We start from the raw sequence: 23,405 nt of genomic DNA, 5'->3' as shown, positions 1-23,405 counted from the left end.
ACATAAAGGCTGATTGTGTCAGCTTGCTGGCAAGTTGCCAAGCCTTAGCGTACTTGGTGTTCAATACATAAAAAAAACCTGCACGTCTCACCGCGCAGGTTTTCTATACATCATGGTTGCAACCATCAGGCCGCGCTTTGCACCGATGCTATCCATTCATCGATTCGTCGCTCTAGCAAATCAAGTGGTAAGGCACCGCCACCAAGAACGGTGTCGTGAAAAGCCCGGATATCAAAGCGATCTCCGAGCTGCTCCTCTGCTTTGGCGCGAAGCTGCTGAATGCGGATCATACCAATCTTATACGATGTCGCCTGGCCTGGCATCACCAGGTAACGGCGAACCTCAGAGCGAACTGCCTCGGCTGGGATAGGCGTATGTTCGTTAAAGTAATCAATAGCTTGTTGCTCTGTCCAGCCTTTGGCATGCAAACCTGTATCCACAACTAAACGCACCGCTCGCCAAATCTCAGTAACGAGGCGGCCAAAGTCTGAATAGGGATCCTGATAAGCGCCCATTTCTTTCGCCAATAATTCAGAGTAAAGCGCCCAACCTTCGGCAAACACAGTAAAACTAGCTTGAGTACGAAAGATCGGAATATTCTCTAATTCTTGAGCAATAGAGATCTGCATGTGGTGACCAGGATTGCCTTCATGATAGGCAATGGCTTCCATTTCATTTTTCGGCATCGCTCGCATATCAGATAAATGAGCGTAATACACACCTGGCCTTGAGCCATCTGGTGTCCCTGGGAAGTAATGCTGCGCAGCGCCGGGTTGTTCGCGGAAGGCTTCAACGCGCTTTACCACTAAATCCGCCTTAGGCAGCACACCAAAATAATCAGGTAAACGCTCGTTAATAAAAGCTAGAAATTTTTCTGAGTCAGTAATATATCCTTGACGGCCTTCATCCGTATCTGGATAAAAGAATCGATCATCAGTGCGAATAAATTCAAAAAACTGATGCAAGTCGCCATCAAACCCAACATCATTTTTGATGGCAAGCATTTCTGCAGTCAGTCGCTCTACTTCTTGTAAGCCTAATTGATGGATCTCAGCGGCTGTCATATCGGTAGTCGTTGACACTCGCAATTGATGGCGATAATAGGCATCACCATCAGGGTGCGAAGAGACACCAGTAGGATTGTATTCTGCATGCTCAATATCGTCTTGCAACCAATTCAGTAAGGCTTGATAGGCAGGTTCAAAATGTTCAATCAATTGTTGCTTTGCTTCGCTATGCAACTGACTAGCATCTTCCCCGGTAATGATCTCTTGCTGCTGTAGTGCAGTTATTTTTTGCTGAGCATTTTGCCAAAGTGGCGCATCTTGTTCGCTGTCATCACTAAAAGGCACTCCACGCAGTAAATTTTCGACCTGCTCAATCACACCTTCGTACGCAAATCGTGGTGGACGAATACCACTTTCTGTATTTTGTTGAGCTTGCTCGAGCAATTGATGGATCGCCACAGAAATTCCCTGAATGCGCTGAATGTAAGCCTGCATATCTTCTTTCGTATCGACCTGATGAAAATTCATTAGAATTTGTGGCAATAGACTATGTATGCCCTGCATCTGATTAAATATATAATTGTGGTGACGAAAGCGAGCTGCATCTCGCTGCGATTCGTATTGATGGATCCACAAGTCATAAGACAGCTTGGCATCATCGGTCAAAAGCGTCCGATCAAAACGTTGCTGCAATTGCTCTACAGACGCTTGCAGCCATGCCAGTTGTTTGTCTTGAGCTGCAATACTCATGTCATCCACTTCATGCTGCCGATCTTTACGACCAAGAAAGGTCAGTCGCAAAGGACTGGTTTGCAATTGTTGTTCGTATTGTTCATCAAACCAGCGAGTAAGGCGTTCACTTTCCTGTTGCAGCTGTTCAGCAGTCACAGGTGGCGAACCACTATGAGAAGGAGTTTCTGTGGCAGGCTGACAGCCGACCAATGCTAAACTTAACGATAGAGTAAGCAGAGTATAACGCACGGGTTGTATCCTATAGGTTGATCAAAAGGATCTGTCTTTTTCCGACCCAGCCTACAGCATGAATTAATAAAGCATTCCAGCTTTGGGGTTAAGTACAGATAATAAATACAAGGCTTCACTATTACAGAAATCCAGTGCAGCCCGCAAGTCTGGTTGAATAATACCTAACACTTCCAACACAAAGGGATCCAAAAGGTTTGCTTGTTGATACAAATCTGGTTGAACATTACTAAGTGCCAGTCGTGAAGAAATATACAGCAATAAAACCGGAGGCTGGCGCAGATGTTTGTCGGGCTGGTGTTGCAAGGCAATAGGCTCGATTATAGAGGGTGGTAGTTGCCATAAACGCAGTAAAGCAGCACTTAGCTCAGCATAGGTAAAACCCAGAACGCGACGTTGGCACTGCCATGGTTTTTCATCACGGCTGTATTGTTCACAGGCTTTGGCTAATTCAGGGTCTTGTTGGCTTAAAGCCAGTTCACCAATCTGATGCAGTAAACCGGATACGTAGAGCTGCTCACTTTGTCTCGGCGTCACTTTATTGCCTAAAGCTCTGGCAATTAAGGCAGTATGAACACTTTGCTCCCAAAAGCGATCCATATCGATAGCCGGATTTTCGATTTGCTCGCAAACGCTAATGACGGCAGAGCTAACCACCAAATTATAAATGGTTTCTGCCCCAAGTACGACCAGCGCTTTACTAATGGTATCGATTTTTTTCGGCAGGTTATAAATAGCACTGTTCGCTAGCTTCAGAATTTTACTGGCCAGGGACGGGTCCAGTTGAATGACTTCAGCGACTTCATCCATGTCTGCGCGCTCTGACTCCAGTAAGTGTTTAACCCTTAAATAGGCATCGGGGAAAACAAAAACTTCGGTGACATTTTCAGCGTATTGTAGTGCATTCATGAATGTAATCTCTGATCCTGCGTTCAGCAGTTATAAGTATAGACTGCGCGTTGATAAAAGAAATAGTGCAATCAGAATAACAGATTAGATGAGTATAAAGTAATGCAGTGAAGGATAACAGCCTGATGGCTGTTATCCTTGCACGACGTTAATCGTAGATATGAAATAGATCTGCATTAAGCCATAAATGCATTGCGATACTTGCAAAATATCCAAGCATAATGACCGGTGCCCATTTCAGGTGACCAAAGAAGGTATAGTACCCTCGGGCTTGCCCCATTAACGCAACACCAGCCGCTGAGCCAATCGACATTAAGCTGCCACCTACCCCAGCCGTTAGCGTGATCAACAACCAATGACCATGCGACATTTCTGGTTGCATAGCTAGCACAGCAAACATCACTGGAATGTTATCAATAACCGCAGAAATCATACCAAGGAAAATATTTGCGGAGGTAGCGTCCCATCCCTCATAGAGTAAATCAGACATCAGGCCTAAGTACCCAAGGAAGCCCAAACCACCTACACACATCACGATGCCGTAGAAGAACAGTAATGTATCCCACTCAGCACGAGATACCCGGCTGAATACGTCAAAAGGAACCACGCCCCCCAAGCGTTTTAACTTATCGATGTCGCCTTCTCGCTCGGCCATAGCTCTTTTGCGGGCTAATGAACCCGGCAAAGTAACACGAAGGTAATACCCAAAGAATTGCAAATAACCAAGCCCCATCATCATGCCAAGTACGGGTGGTAAATGAAGTAAACTATGGCAAAGCACAGCAGTCAGAACCGTTAGCAAAAACAATGTGGTGATGCGTAAGGCACCACGTTTTAGTTCTACATCTTCGTACACAGCACTGGGTTGCTTCTTTTCAACAAAAAAGCTCATTACAACGGCAGGGATAAGATAATTTACTAAGGCTGGAAAGAACAATACTAAAAATTCGTCTATCCGAACGAGGCCTGCCTGCCACACCATCAAGGTGGTAATATCTCCGAATGGGCTGAAGGCGCCACCTGCGTTGGCAGCGATGACAATATTGACACAGCTTAAATTAATAAAGCGCTTGTCCCCTTCCGCAACTTTCATCACGACCGCACACATCAACAGAGCTGTAGTCAGGTTGTCCGCAATCGGTGAAATAAAGAAAGCGAGAAAGCCAGTAATCCAAAAAAGATTTTGGTAGCTGAACCCCTTGCGGATCATCCAGGCACGTAAGGCATCAAATAAACGTCGTTCCTCCAGCGCATTGATGTAGGTCATCGCTACCAGCAAGAACAGCATCAACTCAGCAAACTCAAGCAAATTATGACGAAAAGCGGCTTCCGTCACATCTGGAATATCACGACTGACATACACAGAGCCAATCAAAATCCAAATGAGGCCTGCCGCTACCAACACAGGCTTAGATTTTCGCATGTGAAGCTTCTCTTCACCCATCACCAAAACATAAGCGACAACGAAAATAGCGATACAAATGAAACCAATCAATGAGGTTGTTAAATCAAGTGGAGCGGTTGCAGCAAGTGCAGGTGAACTGAACAAAAGCATCAGCGCACCAACAAACCACGACGCGCAACGTAGTGTTTGCATGATTAAGCCTATATATTTACATGAGCATAGAAAGAGGGTGTTTGCCTGTTCAAGGCGGCGCGATCATAGCATAACAATTACGACAAAATCAGGATAAAATGCAGGAAAATAGCGATAAAATGCATGATTACGACTAAAGTCTCAGAATTATTACATGAGTATCTAAAATGGAGTATTCAGGTTGGATAAGTATGCATAAAAAAGTGGTGATGAGAGCGCCTGCATTCAATGAAACTAAATACAGGCGTTCAATTCAGCATGCAGCTTTGTTAGTGACTTGCTGAATAGCCTCTTGACACAGACGGGTGATTTCTTGCCAATTCCCGGCCTTAATTGCATCCGCTGGCAAAACCCAGGAGCCTCCAACACAGTGAACATTCGGCAATGCCAGATAATCAAGGAAATTGCTTTCATTAATGCCACCTGTTGGGCAAAAGCGCACCTCAGAAAAAGGACCATGAATGGATTTCAACGTTTTAACGCCACCTGCCGCCTCAGCTGGGAAAAATTTGAAGTGCGTGTAACCCAGCGCTAGCCCTTCCATCAGTTCAGAAATACTGGCAATTCCCGGGATCAAGGGGATTGTGGAGTCTTTACCTGCCTGCAGAAGCTCTCGGGTCATGCCCGGGCTGATAGCAAACTGAGCACCGGCATCAATACATTGCTGCAATTGCTCTGCATTGGTGACGGTACCTGCACCCACAATGGCTTCAGGAACTTCCTGACTCAACAGCCTGATCGCATCGATGGCAACTGGGGTGCGTAAAGTGACTTCAAGCACACGCAAGCCACCAGCAACCAGAGCTTTCGCCATTGGTACCGCATCGGCTAAATCATTAATTACAATTACAGGCACCACAGGGCCCTGAGAGAACAAAGTCGCAGGTTGCAGCTGCCAATTTTCGAATGCCATAACGTCTACTCGCCCTGAGGTTGTGAAATAATAGTTTGTTTTAAATACATACCGGCGCCGGTTAATCCAGGCTGGTCGGCAGTGATGACAAAGGTGGCAATACGCTCATTAAAACCAGCAAAGCGGCCTTTTTGTTCAAAGCGTTGTCTAAAGTCACTGCTGCCAAGTAGAGGTAATAACTTTGGTACAATGCCGCCACCAATATAGACCCCTCCCAGAGTGCTAAGCGTGAGTGCTAAATTACCTGCCACGCTGCCAAGGCTGGCAAAAAACTGAGCGACCGTTTGTTCCGCAAGTTCGTTCGAACCCGCCAGAGCATGCCTCGAAATATCGGCTGCAGACAGAGGCTCCACCGTTTTATGTTGATAAGCAGCTATGGCTTGGTATAAATCTTCAAGCCCTGGTCCTGATAACAATCGTTCAGGAGAGACATGGCCATAGCGTTCCGCTAAAAACTGCTGAATAAACCATTCCTGCTCTGTAGTGGCTGCCCAATCGACATGCCCTCCTTCGCCTGGCAATGGAAGATACTGTTGCGAACCAAGCGGCACTAAGTGACCGACTCCCAAGCCTGTTCCTGCACCTAACACTGCCATCGGATGATTTAATTGCACATCACCCTGACCGCATTGAATACGATCAGTTTCTTTCAATGCAGGCAGGCACATCGCCACAGCAGTAAAGTCATTCATCACCAATAACGTGTTTAATTGGAGATCACTTCGCATTTGTTGGATTGAAAATGTCCAGTGAAAATTGGTCATTTGCACTACATCGCCCTGCACAGGGCAAGCAATTGCAATCGCCACATCAAGCAAGTCAAAAAGCTGCTCTTGTTGGCGGTAATGTTGTAATGCATCAGACAATGAAGCAAATTGGGCACACGGATAAACCTGAACTTTATCTAAACTTAGGTCAGTTAAGCGAACACGACTAAAGCGTGCATTGGTTCCGCCAATATCTGCCACGATAGCAAAATCAGTTGCGCCTTTAGCCATGAGCAGCATCCTCGGCGAGGTGATCTTCAGTGTAAAATAAAGCACAGGCACCCTGCTCTGCACCGGTTAACTGAGCTCTTAAGCCACCAAACAGCTCACGTCCCATACCGGCATAGCTATCGGCTAAATCAATTTCCGGGATGGCACGTTTTGCCAGCTCATCGGCTGAAACCAGCAGCTCAAGCACCCCCTTCTCGGCATCAACCCGAACCATGTCACCATCCAGCACTTTTGCAATTAAGCCACCCTCAACCGCTTCGGGTGTGACATGAATGGCAGCAGGAACCTTACCTGATGCTCCAGACATACGACCATCAGTGACCAAAGCGACTTTGAAACCACGATCTTGCAACACACCAAGCGGAGGCGTCAGTTTATGTAATTCCGGCATACCAATGGCTTTGGGACCTTGAAAGCGAACGACGACCACACAATCTTTATCGAGCTTGCCAGCTTGAAAGGCGGCATCCAGTTCGTGTTGGCTAGAAAACACCACAGCGGGAGCCGTGACAACTTCGGTTCCATCACGCAGGGCAGAAGTTTTCATGACGGCCCGACCTAAATTACCGGATAACACCTCAAGACCGCCATGATCTTTAAAAGGTTTAGCGGCCGAGGCTAACACATCCAAATCTTGTGACTCTGTTGGGCCATCAACCCACACCAACGTACCATCTTGCAACACTGGCTGCTGGGTATAACGACGCAAGCCAAAACCAGCGACGGTATTGACATCTTCATGCAGCAAACCTTCATCCAGTAAAGTGCGGATCAAGTAAGCCATGCCACCGGCATACTGAAAATGATTGATATCGGCCTGCCCATTCGGGTAGATACGAGTGACCAAAGGCGTCACACGGGACAAGTCAGCAAAATCATCCCAATTTAGTAGGAATCCTGCTGAGCGGGCAACGGCTATCAAATGCATGGTGTGGTTGGTTGAACCACCGGTAGCCAATAAACCGACCAGACCGTTGACGATAGACTTCACATCAATCATCTGACCAATCGGCATATAATCGGTGCCGAGATCCGTTAAGCGAGTGACCTGTCGGGTTGCAGCTTTCGTCAACTCATCACGCAAAGGCGTACCCGGATTAACAAAAGAAGCGCCAGGCAAATGCAGCCCCATCATCTCTACCACCAACTGATTGGAGTTGGCAGTACCATAGAAGGTACAAGTACCTGCTGAATGATAGGAAGCAGATTCTGCTTCAAGCAACTCTTCTTTGCCTACTTTGCCCTCAGCAAACAATTGCCGTACCCGGGCTTTTTCTTTATTCGGTATACCAGAAGGCATTGGGCCCGCAGGCACAAACACAAAGGGTAAGTGACCAAAGCTAAACGCTGCCATCAACAGACCGGGGATAATCTTATCGCAGATCCCCAACATCAAACCGCCATCAAACATATTATGGGATAAGCCCACAGCAGCCGACATGGCGATAATGTCGCGGCTCATGAGACTAAGCTCCATTCCTGGCTGACCTTGTGTTACCCCGTCACACATAGCGGGTACACCACCTGCAAATTGAGCCACACTGCCCACTTCATTGGCAGCTTGCTTAATGATTGCAGGATAGCTTTCGTAAGGTTGGTGCGCAGATAGCATATCGTTGTAAGAGGAGATAATGCCAATATTTGCTTTGGTTAAACTGCGTAAATCGCCTTTATCTTGCTGGCCGCAGGCCGCAAAACCATGGGCTAAATTACCACAGGATAAGGTACCACGATGCGGTCCTTTCAAGCGTGCTTTTTCAATGCGTTTAAGATAGATAGCACGGCTTTTTTGGCTACGGGCGGCAATCCGATCGGTGACTTGTTGAATTACTGGATGCATAAAAACCTCTATTCGGTTGCGAACATCACCTGCACATCAACGCAAGGATGTTGTAAGAAAGCACGGATTGGCATTTGCTGCGGATCTGCAGCGGCCATTGCCTGATTGAGTACATTCAACTTATTGCCGCCGACCAAGTGCAAAAAGACATGACGACTATTGAGTAAACGGGACTGGCTCAATGACATGCGTTGATAAGGTGCTGTCGTGGGGTTTACGGCCAATGCTGCTTGTTCAGTACTTAAACCTTTTGCCAGTTCGGCGCTGCACGGAAATAAAGATGCCGTATGGCCATCTTCACCCATCCCTAAAATTACAGCATCAAAGGTTGGGATTTCAGCAAAACGTTGGCAAACAGCGAGCTCACCCGCTTCGGCTTTTTCATCAGCTGTGACCAGGCTAATAAACCGGGCAGCGGCTGCTTTATTTTGCAGCAAGACTGATTTCACTAAACGCTCATTGCTGTCCTTTTCGGAGGAAGACAACCAACGGTCATCAGCCAACGTAATGGTGACCTTACTCCAATCAAGATCAGTCGAAGATAAATGCTCAAACAAAGCCTGTGGTGTTCGGCCACCAGATACCACCAAATAAGCATGATCACGTGCTTCAATCGCCTGATGCACAATAGCGATTAAACGCTTGGCGAAGTCAGTGTTAAGTTCTGTGCTGCTGGCAAATTGATGCAATTGCATGAATACGTCCTCTATTCGTCCCAGTTTCTGTCGTCACGAGCTAACAATGAAATAGCCGCGACTGGTCCCCAACTACCTGCCTGATAACTTTTAGGCGATTCACTGGTTGCCTTCCAGGCATCAAGGATGCCATCGACCCAACGCCAGGCGTGTTCGACTTCATCACGACGAACAAACAGATATTGATTACCCAGCAGTGCCTCCAGCAACAATCGCTCATAGGCATCGGCAATGCGTTTGGATTTAAAGGTTTCATCAAAGCTTAAATCCAGCTTCGACTGTTTTAATTGCATGTGCTCGCCAAGACCAGGGATTTTGTTCATCACCTGAACTTCGACGCCTTCGTCAGGCTGCAAACGAATGATTAATTTGTTAGCTGGTAAATGCTTGTAGGTTTCATGAAAAATATTGTGTGGTTGCGGCTTAAAGCAAATCACCACTTCGCTACGTTTCTCTGGCATCCGCTTACCGGTTCTGAGATAAAACGGTACACCGGCCCAACGCCAGTTATCGATATCAATTTTTAACGCCACAAAGGTTTCTGTACTGCTATTAGCCCGGGAACCTTCTTCATCGAGATAACCTGGTACTGAGCCGCCGGAAACAAAACCACCGGCATACTGACCGCGTACTGTTTTTTCATGGACATTACTGACATTGATCGGCCGCAGTGCCTTTAACACCTTTAATTTTTCATCTCGAATACTATCAGCATCCAGCCGCGCTGGTGGCTCCATTGCGATCAAGGTCAAAACTTGTAATAGATGATTTTGCACCATGTCGCGCATCTGGCCAGCATCATCGTAGTAGCTCCAGCGACCCTCTACACCCACCTCTTCTGCCACGGTAATTTGCACATGATCGATGGAGTTGTGATCCCAGTTCGAAGCGAAAATAGCATTGGCAAATCGTAATGCCAGTAGGTTTAATACCGTTTCTTTGCCTAAGTAGTGATCGATACGATAGATTTGGTTTTCATTGAAGTATTGAGCAACCAGAGCATTAATCTCGCGAGAGGATTCCAAATCGTGACCGATGGGTTTTTCTAAAACAACACGAGCTGGCTCTTCGGCAAGCCCAGCTGCATGCAAGCCCTTACAAATAGCAGGAAATAAGGCCGGTGGTGTGGCAAAGTAACTCACAGGAATTCGTTGCTCAGCATCTATGACATCTTTGAGCTTGAGGTAATCTTGCTGAGACGATAGATCAACTTGTACATAGTGCAAACGCTGTTCAAAAGCAGCGACTACATCATCATCGAGGGGCTCTTTTTTGACAAAAGTTGCCAGGTTTTTCTTCACCAGCGCCTGATACTCGGCTCGATCCATTTGATCTCTGGCTACACCTACGATGCGGGTATCGGCTTGCAGCAAACCGGCCTTTTCCAGCTGATAAAGTGCAGGTAATAGCTTACGACGCGCCAGATCACCTTTGGTACCAAATAAAATTAAATCACAGGCTTTTGCTGCTGATGGCATAGTATGTCCGTCCTAAAGATGTAATTTTACAACAACGACAGCATACTAGCGCAGCAAATCGGTGTTGTAAACCAAGTTTATTGTAATAAAATTACAAATGTGCTTAAGTGTACCACAGAATTTGCTGAACTCAGGCTGTGAATGCATGAAAGCCTGCCGTTCTGTGGTAAAATAAATACTTTTCTGTAACTGCAATTGGATGTATAACAACATCTATTACAACAATGATCATGCTGACATGGCACTTGTATAGCTTCTCTATAGTTTAATACGATGCCGTGCCGAATCAATCAGGAAGTTTGGGATGAATGTACTCGAGAAAATAGTCAATAGTGTCACTAACTTTAGCAAATCAGAACGAAAAGTGGCTGAAGTTATCTTGGCTAATCCACAAACCACGATTCATAGTAGTATAGCTGCTCTGGCAAAAATGGCTGATGTGAGCGAACCAACGGTTAACCGCTTTTGCCGCCGTTTGGATACCAAAGGATTCCCTGATTTTAAACTACATTTGGCACAAAGCCTTGCCAATGGTACCCCTTATGTCAACCGTCATGTTGAAGAAGAAGATGGCCCTGAAGCCTACACGGCGAAAATCTTTGAGTCCACCATGGCAGCACTGGATTCAGCGCGGCATAATGTTGATATCAATACCATTAATCGAGCGGTTGACGTATTAACTCAGGCAAAGAAAATCTCCTTTTTTGGTCTTGGCGCTTCTGCTTCAGTGGCTCATGATGCACAGAATAAGTTTTTCCGCTTTAATGTTCCAGTCGTTTGTTTTGATGATATCGTTATGCAACGTATGTCTGCCATTAATAGCGCCGAAGGCGATGTCGTGGTCTGTATTAGCCATACCGGACGGACAAAAAACCTTTGTGATATTGCCTCAATAGCACGTGAAAATGATGCCACGGTGATTGGTGTAACAGCCTATGACAGCCCACTGGCGCGTGAATGCACCCTAGTATTATCGCTTGATGTGCCTGAAGATACCGATATGTACATGCCGATGGCGTCTCGGGTCGCGCAGTTGGTGTTAATCGATATATTAGCCACTGGCTTTACACTTCGCCGGGGCTCTAAATTCAGGGAGAACCTGAAGAAAGTTAAAGACAGCTTACGCGGTTCCCGCTTTGAGAAAAAAGATAACCCTGCTTAATGACCCTCAACCAGCTCAGGCTGGTTGTTATTTATTTTCTGCCACTGTCTGTATTCTGTAATAAAATTACATTACACTACAACTACTATTATTATGTCGTATTCAGGAGCACTCCATGTCAAGAAGAACCAAAATTGTCGCGACACTCGGCCCAGCAACCAATACTCAGGATGCCATTGAGCAATTGATTCGAAAAGGTGCCAGTGTATTCCGCTTCAACTTCTCTCATGGTACTGCCGACGATCACCGACAACGCGCTCAAATGGTGCGAGCTGCCGCCGCCACAACCAACACACATGTAGCTATTCTTGGTGATTTGCAAGGTCCAAAAATCCGGGTATCAACCTTCATCAATAACTCCGTTATTTTAAAACATGGTCAAGCCTTTACTCTGGACGCGACCCTGCCGAAAGGTGCAGGTAATGAAACTCAGGTTGGGATTGACTACAAAGAGCTGCCTGATGATGTTTCAACCGGTGATGTCTTGCTGTTGGATGACGGACGTATCCAGCTGCAAGTTACCTCAGTCGAAGGCAGCCAGGTTCACACCAAAGTGACGGTTGCAGGCAAGCTTAGCAACAATAAAGGTATCAATCGCCAAGGCGGTGGTTTATCTGCCCCTGCCCTAACGGAAAAAGATAAGCTGGATATTCAATTAGCAGCAGAGCTGGATGTGGATTATCTGGCGGTTTCTTTTCCTCGTTGTGGTGATGATTTACGTCTGGCCCGAGAACTCGCCAAGGCAGCAGGCTCAGAAGCCCGTATTATGGCGAAGGTTGAGCGAGCTGAAGCGGTAGCTGATGACGCCACGCTCGATGATATCATCATTGCTTCTGATGCTGTGATGGTCGCTCGTGGCGATCTCGGCGTTGAGATTGGCGATGCTGAGTTGGTAGGTCAGCAAAAGCGAATTATTGCCCGCAGCCGCCAGTTAAACCGCATCGTGATCACGGCCACTCAGATGATGGAGTCGATGATTGAAAGCCCAATGCCGACACGAGCTGAAGTCATGGATGTTGCCAACGCTGTGCTTGATGGCACCGATGCCGTAATGCTTTCAGCTGAAACGGCCGCTGGAGATTACCCAACAGAAACCGTCGATGCCATGGCTCGCGTTTGTATCGGTGCCGAAAAACATCCGAGCGTCAAAGTGTCCAAGCACCGCATGGATGAAACCTTTACGGAAGTAAGTGAAGCGGTTGCGATGTCGGCCATGTATGCCGCTAACCACTTACCGGGTGTCAAAGCCATCATTGCCCTGACCGAATCGGGCTATACCGCCAAGCTGATGTCACGCATCACTTCGACACTGCCTATTTTTGCGTTATCACGTCACCAAAAAACATTGAACAAAATGGCACTGTACCGTGGCGTTTACCCAGCCTTTTTTGATACCAGGGCGATTGCACCAACTGAGCTGTCACATGCTGCCATTCAATGCATTGCAAAAGCAGCCGAGTTGAAGAGCGGTGATTTAGTTATCCTGACTCATGGTGATCAAATGGAGACCATTGGCGCCTCCAATACCTGCAAAGTAGTTCAAGTGAAATAAATTACATTCTTTGATTATTCAAAACGCCGCAGCTTTGCACTGCGGCGTTTTGCTGTGTAGCTGACCCAAAGAGGCGATAAGGCTGTGGTCATAGAGCCAGCAACCACCATCAAAGCACCAAGCCAAGCCAGAAGATTCAACGGCTCTGGTGTCAACCAGTCAGGGTTAAACCAAGCGAGTAAATTCGCCAAAACAATGGTTACCAGTGGTGTGATCGCCAGCACAGCACTAACCTTCGATGCCTCCCAATGGTGCAAAGCTTCAGCAAAGGCACCGTAAGCAATCACCGTATTTAAGCAGCAAAACAGTAAAAACAACCAGTGCCAGCCTGAAAGGTGAAACAACGGGGAGAAATCTGAAACTGGGATAAATGCAATCATGCCAGCCACGTAGATCACATACATAATTTGCTTGGAACTGTAATGCACCAACAACTGCTTTTGCGCCAAAGCATAGGCCGCCCAGGTAATGCCAGCCCCAATGATCAGTAGCACTCCTAAGCTCTCGTCAGATACCTCAAGCAATAGACTCACTAAACGATCATTAAAAAACAACAATAAACCGCTCACCAGAATGAAAGCACCGACTTTCTGCCAAAACAGTAAACGTTCTTTAAATAACCAGACACCACCAATCATCATTAAAAATGGGGCCAATTGTATCAGCAACTGCCCCGTCTCTGCGGTCAGGTAGGCCAAACCAGACATGTACATCAGATAGTTGGCCAACAAGCCTATAATAGCAATCAGCAACAGCAGCATGCCCTGCCGACTTAACAGTCGCAAATTGGGCAATTGTTTGCGCCACCACAACCATCCTCCCACCATGACGGCCGCAACTAAAAACCGTATAGCGGTTAACGTACTTGCCGTCATTAACTCAAGCAGTATCTTCAAGGCAAGAGGCAGTATGCCCCATAGCACAGCGGTGGTTAATGCCAGAGAGAAGCCGAGTAAAGTACGGCCGGAGGCTTGATGCATAGTTAGTCGTTCCGATAGCTCGTGCTGTGAGAGAATATGGTTAAAGCAAGCCGACGCTTTAGCGTCGCAGTACCAAGATGAAAGCCTGCGTATTTTCACCGATTTTGGTGACAAAGTCTTCTGCTTTCGTTCCTTTGTACTCAACTCTACTTGAGCAGGATCAATTTGATCATAGTGGCTATTTGCTACACTCAGGTACTATGGTGTACAAAACACAATCGATAAAAAAACGGAGTCTTGCATGTCGACCATTAAACGTATCGGTGTACTAACCTCAGGTGGTGATGCGCCTGGTATGAATGCCTGTATTCGCTCTGTTGTATTAACAGCAGCTGCTAAAGAAATTGAAGTGGTCGGCTTTTCGCATGGCTTCAATGGCTTGATTGATGGAGAGCACAGAACGCTGTTGCCATATCATGTCCAGCACATTATTCAACTTGGCGGTACCATTTTAAAAAGCGCCCGTTGTCCGGCATTGCATACGGAGGATGGCGCACGAACAGCGGCCGGTACCTTGCATCAATTGCAGCTTGATGCATTACTGGTGATTGGTGGTGATGGCAGCTTCCGCGGAGCCATGGCGATAGCACCATTTTATAAAGGACAACTCATTGGCTTGCCCGGCACTATCGATAACGATGTAGATGGAACGGATGCAACCATCGGTTATGCCACTGCTATTGATACCGCCCTGGATGCCATTGATAAAATCCGTGATACCGCCGATGCCTTTGAGCGCATTTTTTTGGTTGAATTGATGGGACGACACAGTGGTTTTATCGCTTTATCAGCAGGTATCGCCTGTGGTGCGGAACAAATTATTTGCCCGGAACTTGGTTTGCTGAAAAAGGGCCAGCTCGATTCAGTCATTCGTCCTATACAGCATGCACAGCTCATTAAAGGCAAAAGTAGTTACATCATTGTGATGGCAGAGCATTGTTACCCCGGTGGCAGTACCGCCTTAGCAGCAGACTTGAGCGAAGCTATCGGTATTGAATGCCGGGCTTGTGTTTTAGGCCATATTCAACGAGGAGGCTCGCCTGTAGGTGCGGATAGAATTTTAGCCACCAAGCTAGGTGCCTATGCGGTTGAGCAACTGATGCAAGGAGCTCACCTGATGATGGCCGGTGAAGTCAATCATCAGGCTGGTTTATTTCCTCTGGAGCTAACCGGTGAGGGTAAGAAAAACATCGATCCTTATCTGCTAAACTGGCAACAGCAAGTAGCTAATGATTAAAGACCTGCTTGACTCGATCTTTGTAGCTACGGCTCACTTTGATCGTTTGTTGGTTGCTAAGTACCAGTTGATGCTCGCCATTGGGCAGCATTTGAAGTTTAACGATGGTATGCACATTGACAATGGCTGAGCGATGCACCCGAACAAACAACCGGGGATCGAGCTCCTGTTCAAGCTCTTTCATGGTTTTACGTAAAATATGGGTTTGCCCATCTTTGGTATGAATGCACATGTAATCACCAGCGGCATCCACCCAATCAATTTCAATAACCGGCACCCGTGTAATTTCACCACTGTCTTTAATACTGATGGCTTCAGGAAAGCGAGAATCAACCACCGGTTCCGATTTATCCAGCCGCTCAAGTATGGTTTCAGGTGCATCGCCAGTTAAGCGGGACACCACTTCAGCCAATTGGCTTTTGTGTTTTTGATCATCTTTACTGCCTATCGCTTGCATGGCCTTGTTCACTGCCGCGGCCAAGCGTTCTGCCTCAACTGGCTTTAAGACATAGTCAATTGCATTGACATCAAAGGCGGCCAGCGCGTAATGATCATAAGCGGTAACAAAAATAACATACGGCAAGGTAAAGTTAAGTTGTTTCAGTTGCTCGAGCACGGCAAATCCATCCATACCTGGCATTTCCACATCAAGGAAAATCAAGTCTGGTTGATGCTGCTGAATAGCCTCCAGAGCTTCTTTGCCATTGCCGCACTCAGCCACAACGTTTAGTTCGGGAAAACTACCAAGCCGAAAAAGCATCCCTTTACGGGCCAGCGGCTCGTCATCAATTACTAATACCTTAAGCATTATTTATTCCGTCGCTTCAAGTTCATAGGGCAGGCGTATATTGACTTTCAAACCCTGCGGGTCGTTGTGCGTAAGCACCAAAGAAAAATTATTATCGTACAAAGCAGCTAAACGCTCTCTGGTATTGACCAGCCCAACACCACTGTGCTCAGATTTAGGCAAACCATCATCCAAAGGAACACCCGGGCCATTATCAGCTACTTCCAGCAATAAGTCATGACCGAATTTTTTTGCCGAAATAGCAATATGCCCGCCATCAATCTGAGTTGCAACCGCATACTTAATGGCATTTTCAATTAATGGTTGCAAAATTAAACTCGGCACCAAGGCCTGACTAGCATCTTCAGAAATTTCAAAGTGAACTTTAAGACGCTCAGAAAAGCGGACCTTTTCAATTTCAAGATACAACCGGGCAGCACTGATTTCTTGCTGCAGAGGTACTTTTTTAATCGGATCTTTATACAATGAGTAGCGTAAGAAGTCACTTAACCGTGTCACCATCTTTTCAGCGGTATTGTTCTCGTTGGTCAGCACCAGAGTTGAAATTGCATTGAGTGTATTGAATAAAAAATGTGGATTGAGCTGATAGCGCAACATCTTAAGTTGAGCCTCATGCGCCCTATTGGTCGCGGTCAGTAGTTTTTGTTTTTCCCGCTGTAAGGTTTGGTAGTATTTGATGCCAAAATACATGCCGCTCCAGCTAAGAATCACATAGAAAGAAACCGGTGTTTGACGCAGGTATTGCTGCAACCAACTGAGGTTTTTTGGCTGAAAACCATGCCGATAGATTTCCCAATAACTGTAGTTTTTCACGATGGTCCAAAGCACGGCGACCAGCGTTGCAAGCAACAGAACGGTCAGCACCATTTTTACCGGATGCCATGACCAGGTTCGTTGGTAAATGTAGCGTAATGGAATGGTCAGCAACCAGCCGACATAAGCATCAAGCGCAACCACCATCAGATACGCATCGCGCATTTCATGAACTAATGAGCCCAAATAATGCACCACCGCAAAGCCGATCCAACCTAACGTATGTAGGATCCAAAACTGCTGATTATGGTCGTCTATGTTTTTGAACAAAATAAAAGCCGATTTACAACATCATTGCTAAATTATACCTGAGCACAGCGAGAGTGAATACCGCTTGGACTTGTCAGAGCCGACATTAGTCGCATCGCTTCTGATAGCGGATACCAACCGCTTGCAAAATAAAGCTCAGTAACCAGGCTGGTCCTATCAATAAAAAACATAGATCCTGAAAAAAAGAAGGTTTTTTACCTTCAATATGATGACCAATAAACTGCAACACCCACATAAGAACAAACACCACCAAGCTACTAAGCCACAGGCCCCACTCTATATGAAGTTCATGCCAACGTAGCAGTGTAAATACCAGAGCGGTCACCAAGGTCATGCCAGCACCAAGGGAAAAAGATAAACTGAAATAAAAAATCAGCACAGGCAAACACACCAGCATCGCCCAGTTGATACTATTCTCAGCCAGGCCAGCAAAGGGCATAGGGATAGACCATAACAGCCCAAATACACAGGCATAGATCAGAGGAACCGCGATCCAATGAATGAGCTTATTCACTGGGTTCTGATGACTGATCGCGTAGTCATCAAACCACTGTTGAGCTGACTTCATGAAACACCGATAAACGATAACTGGTAGAACCAGATTAGCTATTTTGTTAACAAAGTCAAGTGAACAGCTTGAATACTCTTCAAACAGTAAGGGACGCTATGCGCCCCTCCTGGCTGCACCTTATTCGGTAAAACCTGCCAATACCGGCACTGGTTTGCGGTCCGGGCCAAGGGCCACAAAGGTAAAACTACCTGAAATGGCTTTATGTTGATCGTCCTCGTACATATGTTCTAAAAAGATATCCACCTGTACCTTGATACTGGTTCGACCAACGTGATCCACTTTCGCAACCAGTTCAACCAGAGTTCCTGCCGGAATAGACTCTTTAAAATCGACACGGTCCGACGATACCGTGACCAAGGGTTTACGGCAAAAGCGCGTCGCGGCAATAAAAGCCGCCTCATCCATCCATGCTAAGGCTTCACCACCAAACAAGGTATTGTGGTGATTGGTTCGGCCGGGAAATACAGTCCGGGTCACTCGGGTAATGGCATGTTGCATGCGTTTGGCGATTAATGCATCTTGATCCATGGTGTCTTCCAATATCAACCTCAGGCTGTGTTTACCCAAGTAAAACGAACTAAAGCGGGCGCGCATTGTACTGCATCACTGTTGAAACACAATCGCAGTGAAACACAGAATACAATGTCTGACCTTGTGGGCTTTTACGCCAGCATAATTAACTCAGCATAGGCCCAAGCGCATGGCCACCGACAAGGTGCATATGGATATGGTAAACCTCCTGGCCCCCATGCTGATTGCAGTTCACAATCAAGCGATAACCATTGTCTGAAATCCCCTGCTCTGCAGCTAGTTTGCGGGCAACAGTAAATAACCGCCCCAATGCCGCTTCGTGCTCTGCGGTTACATCATTGACTGTCGGGATAAGTGTATTTGGAATAATCAGAATATGCGTAGGCGCACGTGGATTAATGTCACGAAATGCCGTCACCAGTTCATCTTGATACAGGATGTCTGCAGGGATTTCACGACGCACGATTTTACTGAAAATTGTTTCCTCAGCCATTATGTTTCCTTCTCGTGATACAATAGGTTAGAGACTAATTGAAAGAGGCTTCAGTATATATGAAGGCAGCAATCCAATACCAGCTTCGGTGCATCGATCTGGCCGCGCATCTTATTGAAATCAAATTAACCGTGACGCCCACATCAGCCGAACCGTTGCAATTTTGCTTACCGGCATGGATCCCCGGCAGTTATATGATCCGTGACTTTGCCCGTAATATTGTCAGTATAGCCGCTTCCGATACAGCTGGTACTTTGCCGCTGCATAAACTAGATAAGCAACGTTGGCAACTGCAGCATAGTGGGAAAACTGTCCAGCTAACTTATACCGTTTACGCTTTCGATCGCTCAGTCAGGGCCGCGTATATCGATGATGAAGTAGCGATCCTAAATCCTGCTTGTCTCTGCTTCTCGGTGCTTGGTTATGAGCAACAGCCGCACCAACTCACGCTGGTAGCACCCAGCGCTAACGAGGCTCAAGCATGGCGCGTTGCCACCGCTCTACCTCGCCTTGCTTCGACAAAACCGCTTGGTTTTGGTGATTATCAGGCAGAGAATTACTCACAACTTATTGATAGCCCTATCCTGCTCGGTGTATTCACCCTGACAGAGTTTGAAGTGGATAAGAGGGCACATTATCTGGTCATTAGTGGCAACAACCTAACCGACCAAGCGAGAATAACGGCAGATCTGGAGCGTATTTGCTTGCAACAACGGCAAATCTTCGATGGCTTGCCAACGGATCTAACCGAATACTGGTTTTTATGCTGGGTGACCGACTCCGGTTTTGGTGGCCTGGAGCACTGCGCTTCTACCTTACTGCTGTGCAGTCGTTACGACTTACCAGCTCCGCAATTGAGTGCGCCAGATACCCCCAACACTATTTCGAAAGACTACCAAACCTTTTTGAGCCTATGCAGCCATGAGTATCTGCATACCTGGTGGGTCAAGCGGTTAAAACCGGCAGATTTTCATCCCTATCAACTGGCAGCCGAGCAGTACAGTCGCCAATTGTGGATCTATGAAGGCTTTACGTCCTACTTTGATGATCAAGCTTTGTTCAGCAGTGGCTTAATCGACGAGGACGCTTACTTAAAAACACTCGAAACAACCATCACCAGAGTCACGCGTAACCCAAGTAATACCGTGCAAGCCCTGACAGATAGTAGCTTTGATGCCTGGACTAAGTTCTATAAGCAAGATGAGAACGCGGTCAATGCGATCAGCAGTTACTACGCTAAAGGGGCCTTGGTCGCACTCGCCTTAGATGCAGCCTTGCATCAGCAAGGGTATTCTTTAGTGCAATTGATGCAAAAAATGTGGCAGCAGTATAAAGAGACAGGTACACCCGATCAGGCGGTGCAAAGCATTTTGCAACAATGGCAACTGTTTGACCTAAGCGCACTAGTCACATCCTGGACTGAGCAAGCCATTGATATCCCATTGGCTGATTTAGTGCCGTTACTTGGTTTGGAGCTTAGCACCCGTCCGGTCACCAAACCGGATGATGTCGATGGCAAGCAAGAAACATATAACGGCGCTTGGTTAGGTGCACAATACAAAGCCAGCAGTGCCGGACTGACCCTCACAGCGGTTTACCACGGTGGGCCGGCGCATCAAGCTGGTTTGATGGTGGGCGATGAGTTGTTGGCAATTGCGGGTTACCGGGTCAGCAGCGACAGCATCTCAGAGTTGTTGCAGCGCTTGCCGCAACAAGAAACACTATCTCTACTGTGCTTTCGACGTGACCGCTGTCTGGAACGCCCGATAACTCTGGTGCAAGCTCCGGCTCAGGTCGCTCAGTTAACTGTATCGGATACACAGCGCTTTGAGCAATGGCGTCCTTGCCGGCAGCGCAGTACCCATTAAATCAGGGTTGAGCTGGCGGTGCGTCTTCTGGCATCAGTAAAGCCGGGTCGAGCCGCTCCTGGTACCAGTTGATGCGCCAATCCAGATGCGGGCCAGTCACCCGGCCCGTTGCTCCCATATCGGCAACCAGCTGGCCCTGCCCGACCTTGTCGCCAAGCTCGACATGAAATGCATCCAGGTGCATTAAGGTCGAACTGACGCCGTAGCCGTGATCAAGAATGATGGTCAAGCCAGAGTAATACAAGTCTTTCACCAAGGTCACCACCCCGGGCAATGGCGCGTATACCGGAGAGCCGGTTGGTGCAGCGATATCCAGACCAAAGTGAGGATTTCTTGGCTCCCCGTTAAAGACGCGCTGGCTACCGTAGACACCGCTGATGCGACCATAAGCAGGCCAGACCGGTTGTGCAAACGCGTAAGTTAACTCTGATTGCACGCTACGAGCTTGACGAACGTCGACACTGTCTTGACGAATACGTGCCAGCACCTCAGCGGGAGGCGATACATAACGCTGTGCTACCCCTTCAACGTATTGAATATCATAGCTGCGGGCGGTAAATTGCAGCGGCACGGTTTTTTTGCCGGCAGCGCTCTTTACCTTAAGCTGATGCTCCAAATCGGCATCGCGACCAATACCAAAGACAAACTGGCCGTCTGGTGCAACGGATAGTGGTTGATCATTAAACCAAATCTGACTACCGGCAGTTGCTCTACCTCGGATCAAGCTACCTTGTGTCAGCGTCCCGAACAGCTCGATGCCGGCATCCATAATGGCTTGCTCGCTCGTACTTGGGCTATCGCTTGCGCTATAGCTTGGTGCTGCAAGAACACTAAGCGCTAGCAATAGCGCCTTTACCCACCCCTTCATAAGCAACCACCTTGTATTGATGTGCAGGATCTAATTGTTTTAATTCAGTCGCAATATAATCAGCCAGGCATTCCACCGTGGTATCGCAAGGGATCGTTTCGCAGTGCTCAGCAGGCAAGCTGATCTCAAAATGCCCTTGCTGTGCTTGATACTGTGAACACAGTGACGACTCTGTGGCAGTTAACCATTGCAGCTGATCAGGCTGGCACCGATCTTCGGCAGTGACCAAATAAATATCTTGCCAACGTTCAGCCCATAACTTATTTAAACGTGGTGATAGCATGCCATCCTGGTAGATCTGAATGGTGGAGCGATGGCCATGCGCGATGCGTTGGCAATTGCCATCGTGTTTCTTTAATCCATGACTGTAATGGTAATAGAAGCCCTGACTCTGCTCCGGACGCAAGGTAAAATGAATGGCTTGTACATTGTCCGGCAGACGTCCTTGCAATTGCTGTTGTAAATAAGCATCAATAGAGTCGATGTTGATTTGTTCAGCCTGCAATTGCGCAAAAGCACTGTGCGGCGCCGCCACTTGGATCATCCCACGCTCACTGCTGAAGTGCACCGCTAAATGATCGCTTGCTTCAACTAATTGGCAACCAGCATACTGCACCGGAATAGCCAGTGCGTGATCAATGCTTTGATCGATGGCCTGCTTGATGACTTTTTTCACCAGACCAAAATCAAACACCATCGAGGTCTCATCCAGATCACCGTGTAGCTCAACATCGACAATCAGGCTTTCACCCAACAAACCACGCTCAGCACATAAATAAGAAAAATCGATGACCGTTAGATCGCGTACAAATAAAATCATAGCTGCCTGCTTTGCTCAGTAAAATTGCTCGGTTCAATAGCATTATAAAGGACAAGACATACGACTGTAAGAGTCAATTGATTTGTTTAGCGGTCGTGTTCGCGTAACCATGCGTTTAGCAAACCAACCTGACCACACTTATGCGCCGCATACATCAGTCGAATGGCATTGCTGACAATGGTGCTATCATTCCAATCGGTTTTGTCCTGAATGTCCTGATAGCAAGCCATCGCTTCGGCCGTTAAGTAGCCCCGCAATTCCTTTTTGCCGGCTTCTTTTTGACGCTCTCGATAGCGGCGTTGTTTTTCGGCATTGCTGAGTGCTTGTTTGTCGTGATCATTCATCCGGCACCTCTTGAACCTGCTGCAATGGTAGAATACATGGCTGAAATTCTCGTGTTTTTCACTAATCGGACTTGCTTGGCGTACAACTGTTCGCTAAGCTCCCCCAGAGAAAATAGTGATAGTCGTATAAATGGATTCAACATACATGATGAAGAATAGCTTTACAAAAGAAGATTTAATCGCCTGCGGCCGTGGTGAGTTATTTGGACCAGGCAACAGCCAACTCCCTATCGATCAGATGCTGATGATGGATCGCATTTTACATATTTCTGAGGAAGGTGGCGAGTTCGGTAAAGGCGAGATTATCGCTGAGCTTGATATCACACCAGAACTTTGGTTTTTTGCTTGCCATTTTCAAGGCGACCCGGTCATGCCTGGCTGTTTAGGTCTGGATGCGATGTGGCAACTGGTAGGCTTCTTTTTAGGCTGTTGTGGCGGGCCTGGTAAAGGTCGGGCTTTGGGTGTAGGTGAAGTGAAGTTTACTGGCCAGATCTTACCCACCGCTAAAAAAGTGACCTACCGCATCAACATGAAACGGGTCATCAAGCGCAAACTTTATATGGGCATTGGTGATGGCTCGGTCAGTGTCGATGGACGGGAAATTTATACTGCAAAAGATTTAAAAGTAGGCTTATTTACCGATACCAGCAGCTTCTAGTGCTTCGAAGTT

Annotated in this window: 22 protein-coding genes; 5 read left to right on the top strand and 17 right to left on the bottom strand. The window is 47.1% G+C overall.

Annotated elements, in window-relative coordinates:
• Positions 1-125: 125 nt before the first annotated feature.
• The 8 genes from Q3O60_RS15720 to zwf form a co-directional block, all read right to left on the bottom strand.
• A complete protein-coding gene (locus tag Q3O60_RS15720) occupies positions 126-1,988 on the bottom strand; it encodes a DUF885 domain-containing protein (RefSeq protein WP_305894884.1) in 1,863 nt (620 codons plus the stop codon).
• 63 nt (positions 1,989-2,051) lie between these two features.
• Positions 2,052-2,897, bottom strand: coding sequence for an HDOD domain-containing protein (locus Q3O60_RS15715; RefSeq protein ID WP_305894883.1), 846 nt, complete (start codon positions 2,895-2,897; stop codon positions 2,052-2,054).
• 148 nt (positions 2,898-3,045) lie between these two features.
• Positions 3,046-4,494: a sodium:proton antiporter NhaD gene (gene nhaD, locus Q3O60_RS15710; RefSeq protein WP_305894882.1), complete on the bottom strand. Its 1,449-nt coding sequence runs from the start codon at positions 4,492-4,494 to the stop codon at positions 3,046-3,048.
• Positions 4,495-4,747: 253 nt separating this feature from the next.
• Complete coding sequence (locus tag Q3O60_RS15705; protein ID WP_305894881.1) at positions 4,748-5,407, bottom strand: bifunctional 4-hydroxy-2-oxoglutarate aldolase/2-dehydro-3-deoxy-phosphogluconate aldolase; 660 nt, start codon at positions 5,405-5,407, stop codon at positions 4,748-4,750.
• Between the two features lie 5 nt (positions 5,408-5,412).
• Positions 5,413-6,405, bottom strand: a complete 993-nt coding sequence (locus Q3O60_RS15700) for a glucokinase (RefSeq protein ID WP_305894880.1) — start codon at positions 6,403-6,405, stop codon at positions 5,413-5,415.
• The gene (gene edd, locus Q3O60_RS15695) at positions 6,398-8,245 is read right to left on the bottom strand and encodes a phosphogluconate dehydratase (protein WP_305894879.1); all 1,848 of its coding nucleotides are present in this window, start codon (positions 8,243-8,245) and stop codon (positions 6,398-6,400) included. The genes Q3O60_RS15700 and edd overlap by 8 nt, the downstream gene beginning before the upstream one ends.
• A gap of 8 nt (positions 8,246-8,253) precedes the next feature.
• On the bottom strand, positions 8,254-8,940 hold the full coding sequence (gene pgl / locus Q3O60_RS15690; protein WP_305894878.1) for a 6-phosphogluconolactonase: 687 nt from the start codon (positions 8,938-8,940) through the stop codon (positions 8,254-8,256).
• Between the two features lie 11 nt (positions 8,941-8,951).
• Positions 8,952-10,418, bottom strand: coding sequence for a glucose-6-phosphate dehydrogenase (gene zwf / locus Q3O60_RS15685; RefSeq protein ID WP_305894877.1), 1,467 nt, complete (start codon positions 10,416-10,418; stop codon positions 8,952-8,954).
• A gap of 304 nt (positions 10,419-10,722) precedes the next feature.
• Between zwf and Q3O60_RS15680 the strand changes: the two genes are divergently transcribed.
• A complete protein-coding gene (locus Q3O60_RS15680) occupies positions 10,723-11,580 on the top strand; it encodes a MurR/RpiR family transcriptional regulator (RefSeq protein ID WP_305894876.1) in 858 nt (285 codons plus the stop codon).
• A gap of 115 nt (positions 11,581-11,695) precedes the next feature.
• On the top strand, positions 11,696-13,132 hold the full coding sequence (gene pyk / locus Q3O60_RS15675; RefSeq protein ID WP_305894875.1) for a pyruvate kinase: 1,437 nt from the start codon (positions 11,696-11,698) through the stop codon (positions 13,130-13,132).
• Positions 13,133-13,146: 14 nt separating this feature from the next.
• Here pyk and Q3O60_RS15670 read toward each other — a convergent pair whose 3' ends face one another.
• Positions 13,147-14,112 (bottom strand): DMT family transporter, encoded by a 966-nt coding sequence (locus Q3O60_RS15670; RefSeq protein ID WP_305894874.1) that lies wholly within the window; start codon positions 14,110-14,112, stop codon positions 13,147-13,149.
• Positions 14,113-14,353: 241 nt separating this feature from the next.
• Here Q3O60_RS15670 and Q3O60_RS15665 point away from each other — a divergent pair, with 241 nt between their 5' ends.
• Positions 14,354-15,349 (top strand): ATP-dependent 6-phosphofructokinase, encoded by a 996-nt coding sequence (locus Q3O60_RS15665; RefSeq protein ID WP_305894873.1) that lies wholly within the window; start codon positions 14,354-14,356, stop codon positions 15,347-15,349.
• On the opposite strand, the gene Q3O60_RS15660 is transcribed toward Q3O60_RS15665, so the two are convergent.
• From Q3O60_RS15660 to hinT, 5 genes are all read right to left on the bottom strand, one after another.
• Positions 15,339-16,157 (bottom strand): LytR/AlgR family response regulator transcription factor, encoded by an 819-nt coding sequence (locus Q3O60_RS15660; protein ID WP_305894872.1) that lies wholly within the window; start codon positions 16,155-16,157, stop codon positions 15,339-15,341. The genes Q3O60_RS15665 and Q3O60_RS15660 overlap by 11 nt on opposite strands.
• A gap of 3 nt (positions 16,158-16,160) precedes the next feature.
• Positions 16,161-17,240: a sensor histidine kinase gene (locus tag Q3O60_RS15655; protein ID WP_305894871.1), complete on the bottom strand. Its 1,080-nt coding sequence runs from the start codon at positions 17,238-17,240 to the stop codon at positions 16,161-16,163.
• A gap of 85 nt (positions 17,241-17,325) precedes the next feature.
• Complete coding sequence (locus Q3O60_RS15650) at positions 17,326-17,808, bottom strand: Mpo1 family 2-hydroxy fatty acid dioxygenase (RefSeq protein ID WP_305894870.1); 483 nt, start codon at positions 17,806-17,808, stop codon at positions 17,326-17,328.
• 120 nt (positions 17,809-17,928) lie between these two features.
• Positions 17,929-18,339 (bottom strand): acyl-CoA thioesterase, encoded by a 411-nt coding sequence (locus Q3O60_RS15645; protein ID WP_305894869.1) that lies wholly within the window; start codon positions 18,337-18,339, stop codon positions 17,929-17,931.
• 148 nt (positions 18,340-18,487) lie between these two features.
• A complete protein-coding gene (gene hinT, locus Q3O60_RS15640; protein ID WP_305894868.1) occupies positions 18,488-18,835 on the bottom strand; it encodes a purine nucleoside phosphoramidase in 348 nt (115 codons plus the stop codon).
• A 59-nt stretch (positions 18,836-18,894) separates the two neighbouring features.
• Here hinT and Q3O60_RS15635 point away from each other — a divergent pair, with 59 nt between their 5' ends.
• Positions 18,895-20,703, top strand: coding sequence for a M61 family metallopeptidase (locus Q3O60_RS15635; protein WP_305894867.1), 1,809 nt, complete (start codon positions 18,895-18,897; stop codon positions 20,701-20,703).
• A 1-nt stretch (position 20,704) separates the two neighbouring features.
• Here the strand turns inward: Q3O60_RS15635 and Q3O60_RS15630 are convergent, their stop codons facing one another.
• The 3 genes from Q3O60_RS15630 to Q3O60_RS15620 all read right to left on the bottom strand — a co-directional run bounded on the left by Q3O60_RS15630 (position 20,705) and on the right by Q3O60_RS15620 (position 22,735).
• Entirely contained in the window at positions 20,705-21,571 is an 867-nt protein-coding gene (locus tag Q3O60_RS15630) for a M23 family metallopeptidase (RefSeq protein ID WP_369812681.1), read from the bottom strand.
• Positions 21,534-22,391: a 6-carboxytetrahydropterin synthase gene (locus Q3O60_RS15625; RefSeq protein WP_305894866.1), complete on the bottom strand. Its 858-nt coding sequence runs from the start codon at positions 22,389-22,391 to the stop codon at positions 21,534-21,536. Before Q3O60_RS15625 ends, Q3O60_RS15630 begins: the two co-directional genes overlap by 38 nt.
• 86 nt (positions 22,392-22,477) lie before the next feature.
• Positions 22,478-22,735: a hypothetical protein gene (locus Q3O60_RS15620; protein ID WP_305894865.1), complete on the bottom strand. Its 258-nt coding sequence runs from the start codon at positions 22,733-22,735 to the stop codon at positions 22,478-22,480.
• 145 nt (positions 22,736-22,880) lie between these two features.
• Here Q3O60_RS15620 and fabA point away from each other — a divergent pair, with 145 nt between their 5' ends.
• The gene (gene fabA, locus Q3O60_RS15615) at positions 22,881-23,393 is read left to right on the top strand and encodes a bifunctional 3-hydroxydecanoyl-ACP dehydratase/trans-2-decenoyl-ACP isomerase (RefSeq protein ID WP_305894864.1); all 513 of its coding nucleotides are present in this window, start codon (positions 22,881-22,883) and stop codon (positions 23,391-23,393) included.
• Positions 23,394-23,405 lie beyond the last annotated feature (12 nt).

The sequence above is a fragment of the Alkalimonas collagenimarina genome, from assembly GCF_030717845.1.
Taxonomy (GTDB): domain Bacteria; phylum Pseudomonadota; class Gammaproteobacteria; order Enterobacterales; family Alteromonadaceae; genus Alkalimonas; species Alkalimonas collagenimarina.
The sequence above is the reverse complement of the archived record's forward strand: the minus strand, read 5'-3'. Positions and strand labels throughout refer to the sequence as shown.